The following is an 18,726-nucleotide window of genomic DNA, read 5'->3' on the forward strand; positions in this document are numbered from 1 at the left end:
AGGTGGATGTCAAATATGAAAATCAAAAGAATTGAGACACATCGCGTAGCTATACCACTCATAAAGCCATTTAAAACCGCGCTGCGCACAGTAAATACAGCGGATAGTGTCATTATCAAAATAATTTGTGATAACGGAATTGTTGGTTGGGGAGAAGCGCCGCCTACAGCTGTCATTACAGGTGATACGATGGGGAGTATTGAAGCGGCTATTAACGAAGTGATGGCTCCGAATCTAATGCATACGGATTTTTCCCAATATGAACAAATGCTTTCAATAGTTCAAACGGCAATAGTTGGTAATGCAAGTGCGAAGGCAGCAATCGATATGGCTATTTATGATTGCTTATCACAATTATGTAAGCTACCACTCTATCAATTTTTAGGTGGATATACGCATGAAATAGAAACCGATTATACAGTAAGTGTAAATGGCCCCGAAGAAATGGGGGAAGATGCGGTAAACTATGTGCAACAAGGGTTTGATGTATTAAAAATCAAGGTAGGGAAAGATAGTATTGCAACTGATATCGAGCGTATTAAAGAGGTACGCCGTAGAATTGGTAATAAAATTAAGTTAAGACTAGATGCTAATCAAGGATGGGGCAAGAAGGAAGCCATTTTTGCGATACGAAAATTGGAAGATTTAGATTTAGGCATTGAGTTAGTTGAGCAGCCAGTGAAAGCTTGGGATATCGACGGCTTAAAACAAGTAACGGATCATGTTGATACATTAATCATGGCCGATGAAAGTATTTTTACACCGAAGCAGGCGTTGGAAGTCGTTAAAAACCGTAGCGCAGATCTCATTAATATTAAGCTGATGAAGGCTGGTGGGATTTATCAGGCCCAGATGATCAATCAATTGGCAGAAGCAAGCGGGATAGAATGTATGGTTGGTAGCATGATCGAAACGAAAGTAGGTATTACTGCTGCCGCTCATTTTGCTGCAAGTAAAAGAAATATTACGCGATTTGACTTTGATGCTCCTTTAATGATGGCGAAAGATATCGTTGATGGTGGTATTCAATATAGAAGCAAAAAGATCACATTTCCGAACGAATCGGGGTTAGGCATAATAGATGTAGATATTAAAGGAGGGGTTTCTCTTGGTAAATAAATGGATTACGAATGTCCCTGTTGCTACGTTATGGACGTCTGCCCAATCTCCTAGAGCAATAGATGAGCAAGGTATCAAGCAAAATCCTGACCTTAATGCTTGGATTGCATCACTAGATTACGAGACAGCTTTAGAACTATGTAATGCCAATCTCGTACAATCACAACTTTTATATGGTGAAGAAGTCGTCGTGATAGAAGAGACAAATGAATGGTTTCATGTGGTTGTACCTACTCAACCTTCTTCCAAAAATAGTGTTGGTTACCCTGGTTGGGTACCGAAATGTCAAATGACGGCTTGTGAAAGCTGGGATGTCATGCAAGGACCGATTGCTGTGGTCACTGCGAAAAAAGCCAATTTAACTAAAACAAATGAAATCCTCACTCTAAGTTACTTAACGGTCTTACCATTAATTTCAGAAAAAGGTGAGTTGGTTACTGTACAAACACCTGACGGAGAAGGTGCTTTACAGCGGAGTGACGTTGAGATTTTTTCATCTAGATCCGATTGGTCGGTGAAAGATGGTGAGAAAGTGGTTGAATCAGCTGAACAATTTCTTGATTTACCATATTTTTGGGGTGGGATGAGTAGCTACGGTTATGATTGCTCTGGATTAAGTTATACTGCGTGTAAAGCGAATGGTGTCATCATACCAAGAGATGCACATGATCAGTCTGTTGAAGGAGAAGAAGTTTCACTTGATTCCCTACAACGAGGGGATCTTTTATTCTTCGCTTATGAAGAAGGTAAAGGAGCGCTGCATCATGTCGGTATTTATTATGGGGATGGTAAATTACTGCATTCACCAAAGACGGGAAAGAATGTTGAGATAATCCCACTCGCTGGGACGGTATACGAGAAAGAACTAATGGCAGCAAGGCGTTTCTGGAAAAAAGGGGAAGATTCACATGCAAGCTGAAACGATTTTATCAGTCCAACAATTAAAGAAGCATTTTCATTTAGGGAAAGACCGCGTTTTAAAAGCTGTTGATGGGGTTTCTTTTGACATTAAAAAAGGAGAAACTTTTGGGATTGTAGGCGAGTCAGGTTGCGGTAAATCGACTGCAGGCAGAACAATCATTGGCTTATATGATCGTACGGCTGGAGATGTTTTATATGATGGTAAAAATATTCATGAAATGAATGAAAAAGAAAAATTTCAATTCCATCGCAAAATGCAAATGATTTTCCAAGATCCATATGCTTCATTAAATCCTCGCTCAACTGTACAAGAGATTATTTCTGAACCGATGGAAGTCCAAGGACTTTATCAAAATAAAAAAGAACGTCTAGAACGGGTATATCAATTACTGGAGGATGTCGGGTTAAATCGGGATCATGCAAACCGCTACCCTCATGAATTTAGCGGGGGGCAAAGACAAAGGATTGGTATTGCTAGAGCACTCTCGTTGGATCCAGAATTTATTATTGCTGATGAACCTATCTCTGCATTAGATGTATCTGTTCAAGCGCAAGTTGTGAATCTATTAAAAGATTTACAAAAGAAAAAAGGCTTAACCTACCTTTTTATCGCCCATGATTTGTCCATGGTTAAGCATATTAGTGACCGAATAGGCGTTATGTATTTAGGACATTTAGTAGAGTTAACTTCAAGTGAAAACCTTTATCAGAAACCCTTACACCCATATACACAAGCACTACTATCAGCAATCCCCATACCTGATCCTGATGTAGAAGATAGACGGGAACGAATTATTTTAAAAGGAGAGTTGCCAAGTCCAGTCAATCCACCAAGTGGCTGTGTGTTTCGGACGAGGTGTCCACATGCTATGGAAGTGTGCGCGACACAAGCTCCTGTTTGGCAAGAGGTTGATGATAAACATTTTGTTGCTTGCCACTTATATAATGAAGACCTGCAAGACGGTAAGAATGGTAAGCAAGCAGCTGCATCGAGGGAATCATGAGTAAATTGGAGGTAATGAAACAAGCTGTTAATGAGTTGTTGCAGCAACATTGTCTAGATGCAGCTGTACATATAGAAACCGACGAAGGTATTTTATCAGTCAATTCCCATCAAGTGTTTTCGTCAGCAAGCCTAATAAAAGTGCCCATTTTATTAACAGCATTACGTGAAGTGGAAAAAGGTCGTTTACACTTAGAAGAAGAAGTAAAGGGTGGTCTTTCTGTTGGAGGGGCAGGGGTTTTATCAGCTCTATCTCCCAATCCTTCCTTTACATGGAAAGATATCCTTACATTAATGATGATTGTCTCTGATAATAGTGCAACAAATTGGATCATTGATCGCTTGGAGATGGAGACAATCAATCGTTTGATTAAAAGCTTAAATTTAGAACAAACATGTTTAAACAGAAAAATGATGGACTTTCAAGCGATTGAAAGAGGAGTGAATAATCTAACAAGTGCTTACGATATGGTGCAATTGCTAAGAGTAATGAAAGACAAAGGGCGATGGATAAAAGATAGCTACATGCTCATGGAGAGTATAATGGCGAAACAACAATTCACATTATTAACGGCAGAATTAGAGGAAGAGAGCCATCCAAATATTAGTTACGGAAGTAAAAGTGGCTCGCTACAAGGTGTTCAACATGATTGTGCTTACTTCTGTCATGAAAATAAGTATGTTCTTGCCGCTGTTTTAACAGCTAATTTACCTAATCAAATGATTGGTAAACAACTTATTAGTGAAATAGGAATGGCGATTAAGAGGTATATAATATAGTTGTTATAGCAAATTAGGCTCTGAATAACCATTGTGTTCAGAGCTTTTTTTTGTTTAAGTCGGCGATATCAGTATTGCTGTACGATTTGAGGATGGGAGCAGGGAATTACTGCATTCTTCGCATATAGAAACGTGAAGAAATGTGAGTCGATGACAAGGATACGGTAAAACCGTCTTTGCTGAGAAATAGCCAATTCGGATTTGCAAAAGCGGTTGAATTAGCTCCGAAATGAAAGTGAGGAATCAGGTCAAGCATGAAGAGAAAATCGAAAGTCTACCTCTAAAGTATAAGAATCCCCTGAGTCAAAGTGCACACTTCCCCATGCCCCATAAGACCGGAGCCTTTACCGCAATCAATCCATCTTTTGTAAAACATAATGGTACTAAAGATGCCAACAAGTAACTTTGATGGCACAAAATATATTCTCCTTTTTAGATTGAAATTGTCTAACTTTTCTTTCTAACTAGAGGAATTCGCTGTTGTTTTAGGTTTTTTTATACTATATAATGATAAATGGACTTAGATTGATAATCATTTTCAGTTGTCATGATGAGAATAAACAGATAATGAGGTTTACATATGAGAATATGGATGTTAATCTGTGCAGCTATAGTCCTGTCATTTATATCACTATTTATCGGTGCGATTGATATTAAACCAATGGATTTGCTAGATTGGGAGTCTGATGAAACACAAATTTTCCTGATTAGTCGTGTACCTAGATTAATAGCGATTATTTTAGCTGGTGCAGGAATGAGTATTGCTGGATTGATTATGCAAAGTTTGAGCAGGAATAAATTTGTTTCTCCGACAACCGCGGGAACGTTAGATGCTGCTAAACTAGGTATTATGATTTCCATGCTATTTTTTACAAACGTAACGTATACCCAGCAAGTTCTTTTTAGTTTTGCCTTTGCGCTTGTCGGTACGATGGTATTTATGCAAATACTTGATCGTATCAAATTTAAAGATGTTATATTTGTTCCTCTTATTGGAATAATGTACGGGAATATTTTGTCTTCTATTACCACTTTCTTTGCGTATGAAGCTGATATCCTGCAAAATATATCTTCATGGTTAATGGGGAGTTTTACTTTAGTAATCTCGGGCCGATATGAACTTTTATATGTAAGTATCCCAGTTTTCATTTTGGCTTATTTATATGCTAATAAATTTACCGTTGCAGGTATGGGAGAAGAATTTGCGAAAAATTTAGGATTGAGCTATAAGTGGGTTTTAAATATTGGTCTCATCCTTGTTGCTATCATTGCTACGACTGTTGTACTAACTGTCGGTGTCATTCCGTTCTTAGGCTTAATTGTACCTAATATCGTGTCTCTGTATATGGGAGATAATCTCCGAAAAACGATTCCACATACGGCTCTTTTAGGCGTTGTGTTCTTATTAATTTGTGATATTATTGGGCGCATTGTGATCCACCCTTATGAGATACCGGTGAACGTAACAGTTGCGGTAATCGGTAGTGTCATCTTCTTAATTATGTTATTTAGGGGGAGAGCATATGCGAAAAAATAGTACCAAATTAATCGTTTTGGCGGTCATATCTGTCGTTTGTATAGTACTGTATGGTTTTTACGATATAAAAGGTGGGTTTGATTATGCTTTCCCAAGGCGTATGATTCGTGTGGCAGCTATGGTTGTTACCGGAGTTGCGATTGCTTATTCTACAGTTGTATTCCAAACAATCACTAACAATAGAATCTTAACACCTTCTGTGATGGGGATCGATTCTATGTATGAAGTAGTTCAGACGATGATTTACTTCTTCGCGGGTTCGATGTCGATATGGGTATTAAACAAATATTTAAATTTTGGTGCAGCTATATGTGCCATGGTCATTTTTGCATTGTTGTTATACCGCTTCTTATTCAGAGCAGACAAACACCCGATTTACTTACTTTTATTAATTGGGATGATTATTGGTACGCTGCTTGGTAGCTTGGTGACATTCTTACAAGTAATGATCGATCCCGTTGAATATTTAAGTTTACAAAGCAAGTTATTTGCAAGTTTTACAAATGTAAAAGCTGATTTACTAATGATTGCTTTTGGCATATTGTTACTTGCTTTTATATACGGATATTTCATCATGGATAAATTGGATGTTATGTCGCTTGGGCGTGAAAATGCGATTAACCTGGGGATTAACTATGATCGTATGGTTATGAATGTACTAATTCTATCATCAGTCTTGATTGCCACTTCTACTGCGTTAGTTGGGCCAATTACATTCTTTGGGCTGATTGTTGCTAACCTGTCCTATCAATTTCTCTCGTCATATAAGCACTCTACGCTCATTCTTGGTGCTAGTTTAATTAGTATCATAGCTTTAGTCGGTGGACAATTCCTAGTTGAGCATGTATTTGAATTAAAAACAACATTAAGTGTTATCATTAACTTTATTGGTGGTATTTACTTCATCTATCTATTATTAAAAGAAAGTAGGTCAGCCGGATGATTGAAATAAAAGGATTAACGAAGCGTTTTAATAAAAAGCCTGTTGTTGAAGACGTTACAGTCGCAATTGAGCCAGGGACCATTACTTCTTTTATCGGACCAAATGGTGCAGGGAAATCTACACTTCTATCGATGGTTAGTAGATTGTTAGAAGCAGATACAGGAGAGGTATTGCTTGATCAAAATGATGTGACGAAATGGAAGTCCAATGAATTTGCGAAACGCGTATCGATTTTAAAACAAGCGAATCACATTAATGTCAGGTTAACAGTGAGAGATCTTGTAGAGTTTGGAAGGTATCCATACTCTAAGGGTAGATTAAATGACGCTGATAAGAAATTTGTTGATCAGGCAATTGAATATATGAACCTTTCAGATATGGAAGATAAGTTTTTAGACGAGTTATCAGGGGGACAAAAGCAGCGAGCTTTTATTGCTATGGTTATTGCACAAGATACTGATTATGTCTTGCTTGATGAGCCGTTAAATAACTTGGATATGAAGCACTCCGTCCAAATTATGAAGATTCTCCGTAAATTAGTTGACGATCTTGGAAAAACCGTCGTCATTGTATTGCATGATATTAATTTTGCTTCTGTTTATTCCGATCGGATTGTCGCATTAAAAGACGGCAAAGTAGTAAAGAATGGACCGACTGAAGAGATTATTAATTCGGTCGCATTGCGAGAAATTTATGATATGGATATTCCTATTCAAGAGCAAGATGGTTGCCGTATATGTGTATATTTTAATTCGCAAATTTCTTAAAGAGATTCCTTATAGGAAGGGTTACTATCACGCCTTTTTATAAGGAATTATCATAACTTTAAATGCATATTTATTCATTTTTATGCTTCTTTTATTAAAACATCTTAATTTATGCTTCTTTTTTAGCAAACGTTAAAAATCTAAATTTGGCAAGTGTTTCGATAGGTGAAATAAACAGTCAGTAAAATAATTAATTTCCAATTATAGAATATTTTTCTAAAAAAATTCAAAATAATTATGCAAATGGTATTGACGATTTGTCTAAATCAATCTATAATGATTATTGTTATCAGTGATAATGATTATCATTGCTAATAAGAGATTATACAATAGGGAGAGGTCATACATATGAAGAAATGGAAGTTAGCTAGTCTTTTTCTAGCGCTTGTTTTAATGCTTGCTGCATGTGGTTCCAATGACGATACTGCTGAAGATGCAGGCAACTCAGAAGATAAACAAACAGAAAATAATGCAGCGGAAGGTTCTGCTTATCCAATGACTGTGTCTCCGACTGTTGCTTCAACTGAAAGTCGTGATGCCGGAACAACAGTTAACTTTGAAGATGTAGAATTTGAAAGCATGCCTGAAAAAATTGTTGTTTTTGACTACGGTTTCTTAGATACACTAGATGCACTTGGAGTTGAAGGGGTAGTTGGTTTACCTCAAGAGTCTACTTTGCCATCTCACTTAGAGGCATATGCATCTGATGAGTATACAAATGTTGGTTCTTTAAAAGGTCCTCTTTTAGAAGATATTGCTGAACTTGATCCAGACGTTATCTTTATTTCTGGTCGTCAATCAGCATTTTATGAAGAATTAAAAGAAATTGCACCAGTTGTATTTGTAGGTACTAGCGAAGATGCTTATTGGGATACATTCCAAAATTCTGTTGACGTAGCTGCAAAAATGTTTGATAAAGAAAAAGAAGCAGAAGAATATCTTGCAAAATACGATACAGCACTTGAAGAAATTAACGAGTTAGCTGGCAACTATGAAACTTCATTAGTGACTATGTATAATGAAGGAAAACTTTCTGGATTTGCTGAAAACTCTCGTTTTGGTTATATCTATGATGTTTACGGCTTCAAACCAGTTACACAAGATATCGAATCTTCATCTCACGGTTCAAACTTCGGTTTTGAAGCGATTCTAGAATTTGATCCAGAAGTATTATTTGTTATCGACCGTACAGCGGCTGTAGATGGCAATTCTAATATCGAAAAAGATCTTGAAAACGATATTATTAAGAAAACACAAGCGTACCAAAATGATCGTGTGATCTACCTTGATGGTGCTCTTTGGTACTTAAGTGGTGGCGGCTTACAATCTGAGCTTGCTAAAATCGAAGAAGTATTAGCTGAATTAAAATAATCTGCTGTTAGAGTAAGCGATTATCCTATAGAAAAAGAAGCATTCTTAAAAAGATGCTTCTTTTTTGTTTTAAGTATATCCTTTTTGATGGGATTTGCTGTTACAACGATAGCGGAAATACCAAGGATAGCAGAGCAAAAAGGTTTTGTTCGTACATTAAGAGTAGAAAGACTCTAAAAGGTCTTGTATTAAAAAATCCCTATTTTCACAGTTTGTTAAACAGTCACAACTAAAGAAAGATAGGGTGGGCAACAATTGTTGCATCACCCAAAGCTTAATTAACGAGAAATATAGTTGGTATGAACATATCAATGTAGAATGATTTCAATTTAATAGACAAATCTATGTATAGCTTAAGTGTTCATTTTATTTAACAATGGCCTCTCCCAAGCTGGTTGAGTGAAGGAAAGAAAGTCTTTGAGCCATTTCCTCGGGAGTTGTTTGAAAGTCTTCTTTTATCCAAAAGATAAATAGTCCTAAAAGGGCGTAGGTTTCATAGAAATTAATCGCTTCTATATCAAACCATACTTCTTCTTTTAATTGTAACTCACTGCGACTAATGCTAGTAATGGTTTCACAAAAATGGTTTTGTGAACCTGGTATCACTTCGCCAATCAACATTAGGGAGAAGACGAATTGATTTTTTTGTACGTATTCGAAGATGGGGACATTACGTGTTGGGTCAGATAATAAGAAGCTTTTTTTTCCTTTAAAGCTATCACGGAAATATTGAGCGAGTTGTTCTAGGTAGTCTTGAAATATATCTTCTAATAAATGAGAGCTATCTTTATAATGCGAGTAAAATGTCACACGATTACAATTGGCCACTTTAGATATTTCTGTTATTGAGATCTCTTTAAAGTCTTTTTCGGATAACAGCTTTAACATGGCACTTTTTAAATTCGTACGTGTTCGCACGACTCGACGGTCTTCTTTTACCACCATGACTACCACCTTTCATACTGTGTCTTAATAAAGAGTATAACATGAAAAATAGAGCGTTAAGCAAATATTATTTTCATACTCGAAACATTTATTTTGACAACTGATTAGAATTCTGTTAATTTACATATGTAGTATAAAAATAGTGACAATTATCCTGGTTTCATGAATAACTTTTGATAGATTAGAGGAGGAATTATACATGGCAAGATTAGAAGGAAAAGTAGCAATTATTACTGGTGCGGCTCAAGGGATGGGTGCGGCTCATGCGCGTCTATTTATTGAAGAAGGGGCAAAAGTAGTGATTACTGATTTAAACACAGAAAAAGGTGAGGCTGTTGCAAAGGAATTAGGTGAAAATGCTTTATTCGTTAAACAAAACGTAACAACCGAAAAAGACTGGGCAACAGTTGTAGCTAAAGCTGAGGAAGTATTCGGTCCTGTTAATGTGTTAGTAAATAATGCGGGTATTACAATGTCTAAATCATTACTTGAAACAACGGAAGAAGAATATCGTCGTATTGTAGATATTAACCAAGTATCTGTTTTCTTAGGGATGAAAGCGGTTATTCCTTCCATGCAAAAAGCAGAAGGTGGCTCGATCGTTAACATTTCATCTATGAATGGTATTGTTGCCGGGGCAGTCGGTTATACAGATACGAAATTCGCTGTTCGTGGGATTACAAAAGCCGCAGCAATGGAATGCTCTCACTATGGCATTCGTGTAAACTCTGTACATCCTGGAGTAATTGAAACACCAATGATTATTCAAGAGGATACGAAAGCACAAGTAGAAGAATTCTCTAAACATATTCCACTTAAACGCATGGCAAAACCTGAAGAGGTTTCTAACCTAGTATTATATTTAGCATCAGATGAATCAAGCTATTCAACAGGTTCTGAATTCATCGTTGATGGTGGATTAACTGCAATGTAATCAATATAGAAAAAAAGCGGGGTCTCATATTGACCTCGCTTTTTATTTTACGAACGCAAAGAGCGTCTATATTTATACTGATTGTACTGAAAGTGAATAAAACAGCCAATACAAAAGCCACAAAGAGCAATGGTTGCTGCTAATCCGACAATAATGGCGAAAGAGTAAGATAGTATTGTCCACCCAATGATAGAGCTAATGAATGCAATACTTAAACATACTACAGCAATTAACTGATTAAATTGTTGTTGCGCTTTATCTTCAGGTATATAAGAGGATAAAGGTTTTTTGAGAAACTTTTTAGCTATCACCATCACTGGATTATTCCCTGTTAGTAAGCCAATCAATCCAGCAAGTAAGGGAATAAGTAAAATGAAGAATTGCCCAGTTATCAGTGTCGCAATTACACTTAGGACGATAACCCATTGATTCGTTTTAACGAGAGGACGCGGAATAGAAGCGATTTGTTGGTTGTTCATTTTAAAAACCAACCTTTCCAATGTGTTTGGTTCATTATATCATGAAATTTAGTTGATTATACCTATTTTCGCTTCGTTAACACGACTACTCTTCTTTATCATTCTCGACAATAAACTTTAATTTAGTGAGTTTGTTATTCCAGAATTGTTCATAATAATGCAGCCACTGGCTTACTTCTGTTAAAGGTTCTGGATTAATATGATAGATGTTTTCTCTGCCTTTCCTGTGGCTCTTCACTAAGTTGGCATCAGAGAGAATATGCAGATGTTTGACTACCGCCGTGCGACTGATTGGAAAATAAGCACTGATTGCAGCGATAGATAGTTCTTCTTTTGAAAGTAGCTGGAGAACATGTCTTCTAGTAGGGTCAGCAATTGCCTGAAAAACGTCGTGCTTAATTGCTGTCATGATTGCTCTATTGCCATCATTAAACGTTTTTGCACGATGGCTTCCCATCCATTATTCATACGTTCACGAATAATTTCGCTTTTTTCATTTGGTTTAGTAAGAATTGTATTCGCTTCTTTCCAACCACTATGAATGAGTGTGAATTTTGTTCTATTGTCTACTTCTTCTAATAAAAAGGTGACAACCCATCCGTCAGTATCCCAAGAGAAAGATAATTTATTTGGCTCATCGATTTCTAGTACTTGGCAAGGAGAAGGGCCAAACGGAGACTGTATTTCAAATGTGAATCCCTCTGTTGCTTGAAAGTTATTAGGCATAAACCATTCTGCGATTCCCTCACTAGTTGCAACATGTTGCCATACTTTATTTATTGGTGCATTTAAAATGATAGATTGTTGAATATCCTTTATTGTATTCATTTCATATCCCCCTTAGTTATATGACACCTTATGGTTCTATAATTTTGATAATATAACACCAAAAGGTTTTATGTCAATTGATAATCAAATTGAATGGTAAGTCTTAGATTATTTGTCATTTTAAAGCGAAGGTGAGGAAAGTAAGATAAGAGAGGAGGTGATGGTTATGATGATCTTTAGAGAGGCAAAAAGAGAGGATTTAGAAAGGATTGTTCAATTATTAGCAGATGATGTGTTAGGAACAAGTCGAGAAGATGTGTCCAGCCCCCTACATCAGGATTATGAAGAAGCGTTTGAAGCTATTAGTGGAGATAGCCATAATGAATTAATTGTAGCAGAATGGGATGAGAATGTTGTAGGTGTTTGTCAACTGACTTATATCCCTTATTTAACTCATCGTGGTGCTTGGAGAGCAATCATTGAAGGTGTGCGGATAGCAAGTGAATGTAGGGGAGAAGGTTTTGGTGAAGCCCTAATAAAAGAAGCGATAGTGAGAGCGAAAGCAAAAGGGGTGCGACTTGTACAGTTAACAACAGATAAGCAACGATCTCAGGCGAAACATTTTTATGAGAAAATAGGGTTTAAAGCAACGCATGAGGGGATGAAGTTGAAATTGTAAATATACACTTGGGATGAAGTTGAAAAGGTTTGAGATTCCTCCTAAAAGATCTTTCAGAAGGAACCTATAAGCCTATTAAAACAATCGTGAGTCATAGGGATCTATACTTTTTCTATGACATTTGTAGCAATATGTGCAGCGAACATTTTCGCGGGTGAAGGAAGGGACTCTTTTTCGAGCCAAGTTTCAGGCTTCCAAATTCCCGCTCGGTTAAATGAGTTAGCGCAATGGAGGAAACATTCTTCAACTTCAACAGCGATCCCTAAGAGAGGTGCCTTTCCTTTATCGGCCATTTTAGCTAGGATGTCTTCATCTTGAATAATCGAAGCTTTTCCGTTAATTCTTAATGTTTCATTTAGACCAGGAATGATAAATAATAGACCAACTTGTGGGTTGCTTAAGATGTTGTGCATACTGTCTAATCTCCTGTTACCTGGTCTATCAGGTATAACTAGATGCTTCTCATCTAACACTTGTACGAACCCAGGATAATCTCCACGTGGTGAGTTATCACATTGCCCGTCTTTATTGGTTGTTGCTAAAAAAAGAAACGGTGAACGAGCAAGAAAGTCTTTGCAATGTTCATCGATTATAGATATGACCTTATTAGCAGCTCCTTTACTTGGGGGAGTGAATAGAGCTTCTAATTCTTCTTCTGATTGAATGACATTGTTGAACATTTGTTGCCTCCTTTAAACAGTCGTTGATTGTCTTATGTTTATTATAAGGGGGAACAGCTAAATAAAAAAGAAGCGATTGTGAATAGACTGAAAAACTATTAGTCTATTTCGCTCGCTTCTTTTTTATTTCTATTGTACTTAGCCTAGATAGGCATTAAGCATCCAAATATGTTTATCTAAAGAATTAATTAAGCCAACTGCATAATCTTCAACTGCTGGTTCCTCTTCTTCATCTGCTAGCTTTGTAATCTCTTTTAATTCAGCACGTAAATGTTGATAATCACTGATTAAGTTCTCAACCATTTTTTCTGCTGATTTTTCATCAAGATTTTCTTTTAGTGTAGCTACCTCAAGATATTCTTTCATTGACGCAACTGGTTTGCCACCGATTGTAAGAATGCGTTCAGCCATTTCATCGACTACCTCAGCTGCCTCATTATATAACTCTTCAAATTTTTCATGTAGTGTAAAAAAGTGTGGACCTGTTACATACCAGTGATAGCGATGCAACTTCGTATAAAGTAGGCTCCAGTTAGCAACTTGTGTATTTAGGGCAGCGTTTAATTTCGTATCTAATGTAATCATTATTTAGTCATCTCCTCAAGAATGTTTTGTCTTAACTATATTATAACTGATTTAAAATTAAAATCAATACTTAATTATAATAATTATAATTAAGGAATTAATTTAATCTGTTTTTGATATAGTGTGTTGTGATGAAGATAATAATAATGAATATAGCCATATAAATGGTCAATGCCGTAAAGTGGTCTTTTATGAAAGGTACAGCTTTATTGCCTAATTGATGGATGAGAAAAGCTTCAAAATAAAACCTTGCGCCTCTTCCAATCGTTGCCCATAATACAACGGTCTGTATTTTCATTTTTGAGATGCCAGATAAAATCGTAAATATCTTAAACGGTAAGGGTGTAAAGGCAGATATCAGAATGGCCAATGGACCAAGCTTTTGAAAGTACAGTTCTACTTTCATGATTTGTTGCTCTTTAAAAAGTGCTCGTAGGACAGGCCTGCCAACTCGTAATCCGATATACCAGCCAAAGATTGCACCGATAACAGAAGCGAAAGTAGTGAGAAAAGCGTACCAATACACATGATCACTGTCTGCTAGTCCCATTGGAATCAAAAGTAAATCAGGAGGAATGGGGAAGAAAGAAGAGTCAGCGAACGAAACGAAAAAAAGTCCAAACACACCATATTCCAATAACCATTCTTTAAGTAAATGTAAAATTTCTTGCATATATGAAAACCCCTTTTTAAGATTACGTGGTTTGTCCTTTAGAAATTATATGTGCACTTTTTCTTTTCATTACTATGGGGTATGATGGGGATGGTTGTTTGATAGAAAGGTGATGGAATTGTGGAATTGATATTGTTTTTTCTACTAGGTGCCTTAATTAGTGTGTTGTCAGGTTTTTTTGGCATCGGTGGAGGGTTTATATTAACACCATTATTAATGCTCATTGGACTTGCCCCTATTGAGGCAATTGCGACAAGTTTGTTATTTACAATTGGGAGTTCATCTTCTGGGATTATCGGTCATATAAAATTAAAAAATATTAATTGGAAAGCAGGGATTATTTTAGGGGTGAGTGGGATTATTGCTACCCAAATTGCCCATCCTTTTGTTGTCTTTTTAGATGCTCATCAGTTAGATGAATGGGCGATTCCTGTTATGTATATTGTGTTGCTTTCTTTCTTTTCTGTCCAAATGTTTAAGAAGAAAAGTGCGCAGCAAGGAGTGAGCGGGTTAGTTCAACCTTCCATATTAAAAATGGTTTTAATCGGCTTGTTTGCAGGGTTTGTTTCCACTTCTTTAGGTGTAGGTGGAGGGTTTATTATTGTACCAATGTCGATTGCCTTTCTAGGTATGTTACCTAAGAAGGCGGTAGGAACGAGCTTATTTGCAGTCCTATTTATTGTTTCAGCAGGTTTCTTATCCTACGCATTCACTGTAGAAATTAATTATTTTATGGGGATATTCTTACTTGCTGGTGGGCTACTAGGTTCTCAATTCGGAGCTAGATCAACCGATGTTTTTGAAAACAAAGAAATTACTACATTACTATCATTTCTATACTTAACGACGATTTTGAGTGTGGCACTTAAGGCATTTGAACAAAATGTTTTTGGATTAATCATCGTTGTTCTTTATCTTCTCTACTTTTTCACTGTTCTAGGGAAAAGACATATTGCTCATTGGCGAGAAGAAAAAGGGTACTCTTAAACAGGGACATACAGGGTAGGCTTTGGGTTTAGTGTGGATTAGAAATATGACGAAGTAAGCCTGTTTCTAGCTCTTTCCTGGTAGATTGCATTTTTTAAAAAGGCTACATATTGTAGCCGCCGGATATATAGTGGTAACTAACTGTAGACTTTTGTTTCATTCAATCATATAGCTCCCAATTGGCTAAAGAGGGAGCTGATGTACAAGGTGAAATTACATCTCCTGAGGTGCCTTCATACCAAGTAAATGCAGGCCGTCAGTTAAGATGATTGTTACTGCTTTGACAAGACCGAGTCTCGAAGATAAATGTTCATCTTTATGAAGTATTTTTTCGTTAGCATAGTATTTGTTAAAGCTTTGCGCTAGACTAATTAAATATTTGGCAATGATGGACGGTGCTGATTTTTCATGGGCAAGGACGAGCTTATCTGGATAAAGGGATAAAAGTTTAGCTACTTGCCAAGCGTATTCACTTGATAGACCTTCTATTTTATAAGTCTGTTGCTGACTTTTGTTTAAAATAGATTGCGCTCTAGCTTGGGTATACTGTACATACGGACCGGTTTCCCCTTCGAATGTTAACATGTCTTCTAAAGAAAATTCTATTTGTTTCATTCGTTCGTTCTTTAAATCATGGAAAATGATTGCTCCTACACCAACAGCTTTAGCTACCTCATCTTTGTTCTTTAGATGAGGATTTTTTTGTTCAATATTCTCTGAAGCTAATTGTATGGCATCTTGTAATACTTCCTCTAATAATATGACACGACCTTTTCTTGTCGACATCTTCTTACCTTCTTGTAAATACAACCCAAATGGGATGTGATGGATATGTGTCGCCCAGGAATGCCCCATTTTAGATAATACGGCTTTGACTTGTTGGAAGTGGATGGACTGCTCTGGACCAACGATATAGAGAGCCTCATCAAATTGGTATGTTTGTTTACGATAAATGGCTGCCGTAATATCGCGTGTAGCATAAAGAGTCGCTCCATCTGATTTCTTAATTAAGCAAGGAGGTAGATTTTCATCTGATAAGGGTACGATTTCTGCTCCATCAGAGGTAGATAGCAAGTCAGATTGTTGCAGTGTATCGACAACCGCGTTCATTTGATTGTTATAAAAGGCCTCCCCATAATTAGAGTCAAAAGAGACACCGAGCAGTTGATAGGTTTTCTCGAATTCTTTTAAAGATTCGTCTCTAAACCAAGACCAAAGTTGCTTTGCCTCCGCATCATCAAGTTCAAGTTTTCTGAACCAAGCTCTTGCTTCTTCATGCAAGTGGGGATGTTCCTCAGCTTTCTCGTGAAATTTTACGTATAATTGGAGTAATTCCTTAATTGGCTCCTTTTTAATTAAAGCTTCACTTCCCCAATGCTTATAGGCGGTAATGAGTTTGCCAAATTGTGTGCCCCAGTCGCCTAAATGATTAATCTTAACTGTATCATATCCATGCTTTTCTGCTATAAGTGCAAGGGAATGACCAATGACTGTCGAACGTAGATGCCCCATTGAGAATGGTTTGGCGATATTGGGGCTAGAGTAGTCTAATACGATTGTCTTACCTTTACCGCTTCCTGATTGTCCGTAATTCTCTCCTTGATGTAGTACGGCTTGAATAATGAGTTGACTGATTGCTTTTTTATTAAAAAATATATTTACATATGGCCCAACTGCTTCAACATGATCTATCCATTCATGAGTCAGCTTTCCTGTTAAGTCTTTTGCTAATAGATTTGGGTTTTCTTTATAAATCTTTGCTAGTGCAAAACATGGGAAAGAGAGATCGCCATGTTCGGATGTTTTAGGCGTTTCTAACAAGCGACGAATCTCACCTTCACTTAAGGCGTTATCTATTGCAACTTGAATACATGAACTGATTGTCTTTTTCATATCTATCACCTTTTTCACCTCCAAAAAATATAGGAAAACATAAAAAAGCCCGTCTCTCATAATTTGAGAGACGAGCCTTAAACCCGCGGTACCACTCTAATTGTTCGTGACGAACCCCTTTACTACTTGCCTGTAACGGGGCGAACAACCGACATGACCTACTTGGATTCTGCCATGCTTCTATCGAAGTGCGCTTCAATGTGGCTTTTCTTGCAGGCTCTCACCATCCCTGCTTCGCTTTAGAATTCACCTACATCTACTCTCTTCGTCACTGAATTTCCGTTTGATTTTCCATTATTATACGCTAGATTTTTAAAAAAGCAACCTTAAGATGCACGATAATATTTAGAGCTGTCTTGGAACATATAACTCTTCTGGTGAAATCTAATGCTAAAAATAAGCCCCATAGCCATCATATTTCCGATTAAGGAGCTACCCCCATAACTAATGAAAGGAAGAGGAATACCTGTAATCGGTAATACTTGAATGGTCATCCCGATATTTTGAAATACATGGAACGTTATATAACTAATAACGCCAACGCAGACATAAGTATTAAATGGGTCATTGACTGATAAGGCAATTTTCGTTAAGTGGAAAATAAGTATAAAATATAAGCATATCACGACACTTGCACCAATAAAGCCGTATTCTTCGCCAATGACACTGAAAATAAAGTCTGTGTGAACATCGGGGATATAAACTTGTCTCTCATAAAAACCTTTACCACCCAATTCTCCCGAGCCGATAGCATGAAGAGAATTGTACAGTTGTAAGCCAGCTCCTTGTTTATGTGTATACGGATCTAACCAAGCATAAATTCGCATCAATTGGTAGTTATCCACTGATAGATACTTTAATAATGTTTCAGGAGCCCAAATAATGTAATAGATGATGGTTCCACCTACAGCTGCAACTGTTCCGTAAACAGGGAGGATAATTTTCCAAGTAATACCAGATACAAGTAGAATCCCCGTGAAAATAGCGATAATAACGAGCGCCGTACCCAAATCTTCTAAAATGATTAGTCCTAGCGGAACACAAGTAACGAGCCCAAGCTTAATAAACAGTATAAGGTCATTTTTTACCGTTTTCATGGTGTATTTTGCATAATGATCTACAATTACTTTACTTAGTGCGAGGATAAGAAATATTTTAAAGAACTCGGATGGCTGCAAAGAAGGTCCTGGTAGACCGTTGTACCAGAGCTTAGCTCCTTTTACTTCATATGCAAGGGACTCTGGTGCGATAAAAAGTCCTGCTTGAAGTATTGTGCCGATACCGAATAAGATCCAGGTCATTCGCTTTATCTGATCAGAATCAAAGTACATAATGGCGGCAATCACAATCATACCTACACTATAAAAGATTATTTGTTGTAGCACGAAGTTATCTGGATACTGTGCTGTTGTTTGCCCGCTATAAATAGCAGTGCAACTAATGATGCAGAACAAAAATAATATCAGGGCTAATGTCCAATCAAAGCGATCATTCTTTTTTTGTATACGATCCATATATAAACACCTATCTTTATTTTATACATTCAGGTAATGCTACGAACAGAAAAAAACCATTAGGGATCTTCTGCAAAGGAATATGTTTAAACGTATATATAGACGTACCGAATTGAGAAAGAGTTTCCTTATTTACAATATAAAATAA

Annotated in this window: 20 protein-coding genes and 1 other annotated feature; of the genes, 11 read left to right on the forward strand and 9 right to left on the reverse strand. The window is 36.8% G+C overall.

All coding sequences use genetic code 11. From position 1 onward, the window contains the following. Window positions 1–15: 15 nt before the first annotated feature. From MKX67_RS02145 to MKX67_RS02180, 8 genes are all read left to right on the forward strand, one after another. Window positions 16–1,119 (forward strand): dipeptide epimerase, encoded by a 1,104-nt coding sequence (locus tag MKX67_RS02145; protein WP_095370869.1) that lies wholly within the window; start codon window positions 16–18, stop codon window positions 1,117–1,119. Beyond that, entirely contained in the window at window positions 1,109–2,038 is a 930-nt protein-coding gene (locus tag MKX67_RS02150; RefSeq protein WP_095370868.1) for a C40 family peptidase, read from the forward strand. Before MKX67_RS02145 ends, MKX67_RS02150 begins: the two co-directional genes overlap by 11 nt. Further along, window positions 2,028–3,044 carry a dipeptide ABC transporter ATP-binding protein gene (locus MKX67_RS02155; protein WP_251162953.1) on the forward strand — a complete coding sequence of 339 codons (1,017 nt, stop codon included), beginning with the start codon at window positions 2,028–2,030 and terminating at the stop codon, window positions 3,042–3,044. The genes MKX67_RS02150 and MKX67_RS02155 overlap by 11 nt, the downstream gene beginning before the upstream one ends. Beyond that, complete coding sequence (locus tag MKX67_RS02160; protein ID WP_095370866.1) at window positions 3,041–3,823, forward strand: serine hydrolase; 783 nt, start codon at window positions 3,041–3,043, stop codon at window positions 3,821–3,823. Before MKX67_RS02155 ends, MKX67_RS02160 begins: the two co-directional genes overlap by 4 nt. Before the next feature lie 580 nt (window positions 3,824–4,403). After that, window positions 4,404–5,360 (forward strand): ABC transporter permease, encoded by a 957-nt coding sequence (locus tag MKX67_RS02165; RefSeq protein ID WP_095370865.1) that lies wholly within the window; start codon window positions 4,404–4,406, stop codon window positions 5,358–5,360. After that, window positions 5,347–6,303: an iron chelate uptake ABC transporter family permease subunit gene (locus tag MKX67_RS02170; protein WP_095370864.1), complete on the forward strand. Its 957-nt coding sequence runs from the start codon at window positions 5,347–5,349 to the stop codon at window positions 6,301–6,303. Before MKX67_RS02165 ends, MKX67_RS02170 begins: the two co-directional genes overlap by 14 nt. Continuing rightward, window positions 6,300–7,070 carry an ABC transporter ATP-binding protein gene (locus tag MKX67_RS02175; RefSeq protein ID WP_095370863.1) on the forward strand — a complete coding sequence of 257 codons (771 nt, stop codon included), beginning with the start codon at window positions 6,300–6,302 and terminating at the stop codon, window positions 7,068–7,070. Before MKX67_RS02170 ends, MKX67_RS02175 begins: the two co-directional genes overlap by 4 nt. A gap of 348 nt (window positions 7,071–7,418) precedes the next feature. After that, complete coding sequence (locus MKX67_RS02180; protein ID WP_095370862.1) at window positions 7,419–8,441, forward strand: siderophore ABC transporter substrate-binding protein; 1,023 nt, start codon at window positions 7,419–7,421, stop codon at window positions 8,439–8,441. Between the two features lie 366 nt (window positions 8,442–8,807). Here MKX67_RS02180 and MKX67_RS02185 read toward each other — a convergent pair whose 3' ends face one another. Continuing rightward, on the reverse strand, window positions 8,808–9,386 hold the full coding sequence (locus MKX67_RS02185) for a TetR/AcrR family transcriptional regulator (protein ID WP_095370861.1): 579 nt from the start codon (window positions 9,384–9,386) through the stop codon (window positions 8,808–8,810). 199 nt (window positions 9,387–9,585) lie between these two features. Between MKX67_RS02185 and MKX67_RS02190 the strand changes: the two genes are divergently transcribed. Further along, entirely contained in the window at window positions 9,586–10,320 is a 735-nt protein-coding gene (locus MKX67_RS02190) for a glucose 1-dehydrogenase (protein ID WP_095370860.1), read from the forward strand. 47 nt (window positions 10,321–10,367) lie between these two features. Here MKX67_RS02190 and MKX67_RS02195 read toward each other — a convergent pair whose 3' ends face one another. From MKX67_RS02195 to MKX67_RS02205, 3 genes are all read right to left on the reverse strand, one after another. Continuing rightward, window positions 10,368–10,799, reverse strand: coding sequence for a DUF4395 domain-containing protein (locus MKX67_RS02195; RefSeq protein ID WP_095370859.1), 432 nt, complete (start codon window positions 10,797–10,799; stop codon window positions 10,368–10,370). 85 nt (window positions 10,800–10,884) lie between these two features. Next, window positions 10,885–11,208 carry a metalloregulator ArsR/SmtB family transcription factor gene (locus MKX67_RS02200; protein WP_095370858.1) on the reverse strand — a complete coding sequence of 108 codons (324 nt, stop codon included), beginning with the start codon at window positions 11,206–11,208 and terminating at the stop codon, window positions 10,885–10,887. Continuing rightward, on the reverse strand, window positions 11,205–11,627 hold the full coding sequence (locus tag MKX67_RS02205) for an SRPBCC domain-containing protein (protein WP_095370857.1): 423 nt from the start codon (window positions 11,625–11,627) through the stop codon (window positions 11,205–11,207). Before MKX67_RS02205 ends, MKX67_RS02200 begins: the two co-directional genes overlap by 4 nt. Before the next feature lie 166 nt (window positions 11,628–11,793). Between MKX67_RS02205 and MKX67_RS02210 the strand changes: the two genes are divergently transcribed. Beyond that, window positions 11,794–12,246 (forward strand): GNAT family N-acetyltransferase, encoded by a 453-nt coding sequence (locus MKX67_RS02210; RefSeq protein WP_095370856.1) that lies wholly within the window; start codon window positions 11,794–11,796, stop codon window positions 12,244–12,246. A 101-nt stretch (window positions 12,247–12,347) separates the two neighbouring features. On the opposite strand, the gene MKX67_RS02215 is transcribed toward MKX67_RS02210, so the two are convergent. The 3 genes from MKX67_RS02215 to MKX67_RS02225 all read right to left on the reverse strand — a co-directional run bounded on the left by MKX67_RS02215 (window position 12,348) and on the right by MKX67_RS02225 (window position 14,184). Continuing rightward, the gene (locus tag MKX67_RS02215) at window positions 12,348–12,926 is read right to left on the reverse strand and encodes a pyridoxamine 5'-phosphate oxidase family protein (RefSeq protein ID WP_095370855.1); all 579 of its coding nucleotides are present in this window, start codon (window positions 12,924–12,926) and stop codon (window positions 12,348–12,350) included. A 138-nt stretch (window positions 12,927–13,064) separates the two neighbouring features. Further along, the gene (locus tag MKX67_RS02220) at window positions 13,065–13,511 is read right to left on the reverse strand and encodes a DNA starvation/stationary phase protection protein (protein WP_322910309.1); all 447 of its coding nucleotides are present in this window, start codon (window positions 13,509–13,511) and stop codon (window positions 13,065–13,067) included. Between the two features lie 97 nt (window positions 13,512–13,608). After that, complete coding sequence (locus MKX67_RS02225; RefSeq protein WP_095370853.1) at window positions 13,609–14,184, reverse strand: YqaA family protein; 576 nt, start codon at window positions 14,182–14,184, stop codon at window positions 13,609–13,611. Window positions 14,185–14,304: 120 nt separating this feature from the next. On the opposite strand from MKX67_RS02225, the gene MKX67_RS02230 reads away from it, so the two are divergent. After that, window positions 14,305–15,171 (forward strand): sulfite exporter TauE/SafE family protein, encoded by an 867-nt coding sequence (locus tag MKX67_RS02230; RefSeq protein WP_322910310.1) that lies wholly within the window; start codon window positions 14,305–14,307, stop codon window positions 15,169–15,171. A gap of 213 nt (window positions 15,172–15,384) precedes the next feature. Here MKX67_RS02230 and argS read toward each other — a convergent pair whose 3' ends face one another. Further along, a complete protein-coding gene (gene argS / locus MKX67_RS02235) occupies window positions 15,385–17,064 on the reverse strand; it encodes an arginine--tRNA ligase (RefSeq protein WP_322910336.1) in 1,680 nt (559 codons plus the stop codon). 63 nt (window positions 17,065–17,127) lie between these two features. Next, window positions 17,128–17,345 (reverse strand) — a binding site (T-box leader). Window positions 17,346–17,390: 45 nt separating this feature from the next. Continuing rightward, window positions 17,391–18,578: an FtsW/RodA/SpoVE family cell cycle protein gene (locus MKX67_RS02240; protein ID WP_095370851.1), complete on the reverse strand. Its 1,188-nt coding sequence runs from the start codon at window positions 18,576–18,578 to the stop codon at window positions 17,391–17,393. Window positions 18,579–18,726 lie beyond the last annotated feature (148 nt).

It is taken from the genome of Cytobacillus sp. FSL W7-1323, from assembly GCF_038595015.1.
Classification (GTDB): domain Bacteria; phylum Bacillota; class Bacilli; order Bacillales; family Cytobacillaceae; genus Cytobacillus; species Cytobacillus kochii.

Coding starts and splice junctions, on each gene's coding strand:
- MKX67_RS02225 (WP_095370853.1), bottom strand. CDS start 14,184: ATGCAAGAAATTTTACATTTACTTAAAGAATGGTTATTGGAATATGGT.
- MKX67_RS02220 (WP_322910309.1), bottom strand. CDS start 13,511: ATGATTACATTAGATACGAAATTAAACGCTGCCCTAAATACACAAGTT.
- MKX67_RS02190 (WP_095370860.1), top strand. CDS start 9,586: ATGGCAAGATTAGAAGGAAAAGTAGCAATTATTACTGGTGCGGCTCAA.
- MKX67_RS02240 (WP_095370851.1), bottom strand. CDS start 18,578: ATGGATCGTATACAAAAAAAGAATGATCGCTTTGATTGGACATTAGCC.
- MKX67_RS02160 (WP_095370866.1), top strand. CDS start 3,041: ATGAGTAAATTGGAGGTAATGAAACAAGCTGTTAATGAGTTGTTGCAG.
- MKX67_RS02215 (WP_095370855.1), bottom strand. CDS start 12,926: ATGTTCAACAATGTCATTCAATCAGAAGAAGAATTAGAAGCTCTATTC.
- MKX67_RS02205 (WP_095370857.1), bottom strand. CDS start 11,627: ATGAATACAATAAAGGATATTCAACAATCTATCATTTTAAATGCACCA.
- MKX67_RS02170 (WP_095370864.1), top strand. CDS start 5,347: ATGCGAAAAAATAGTACCAAATTAATCGTTTTGGCGGTCATATCTGTC.
- MKX67_RS02180 (WP_095370862.1), top strand. CDS start 7,419: ATGAAGAAATGGAAGTTAGCTAGTCTTTTTCTAGCGCTTGTTTTAATG.
- argS (WP_322910336.1), bottom strand. CDS start 17,064: ATGAAAAAGACAATCAGTTCATGTATTCAAGTTGCAATAGATAACGCC.
- MKX67_RS02145 (WP_095370869.1), top strand. CDS start 16: ATGAAAATCAAAAGAATTGAGACACATCGCGTAGCTATACCACTCATA.
- MKX67_RS02155 (WP_251162953.1), top strand. CDS start 2,028: ATGCAAGCTGAAACGATTTTATCAGTCCAACAATTAAAGAAGCATTTT.
- MKX67_RS02195 (WP_095370859.1), bottom strand. CDS start 10,799: ATGAACAACCAACAAATCGCTTCTATTCCGCGTCCTCTCGTTAAAACG.
- MKX67_RS02185 (WP_095370861.1), bottom strand. CDS start 9,386: ATGGTGGTAAAAGAAGACCGTCGAGTCGTGCGAACACGTACGAATTTA.
- MKX67_RS02165 (WP_095370865.1), top strand. CDS start 4,404: ATGAGAATATGGATGTTAATCTGTGCAGCTATAGTCCTGTCATTTATA.
- MKX67_RS02200 (WP_095370858.1), bottom strand. CDS start 11,208: ATGACAGCAATTAAGCACGACGTTTTTCAGGCAATTGCTGACCCTACT.
- MKX67_RS02210 (WP_095370856.1), top strand. CDS start 11,794: ATGATGATCTTTAGAGAGGCAAAAAGAGAGGATTTAGAAAGGATTGTT.
- MKX67_RS02175 (WP_095370863.1), top strand. CDS start 6,300: ATGATTGAAATAAAAGGATTAACGAAGCGTTTTAATAAAAAGCCTGTT.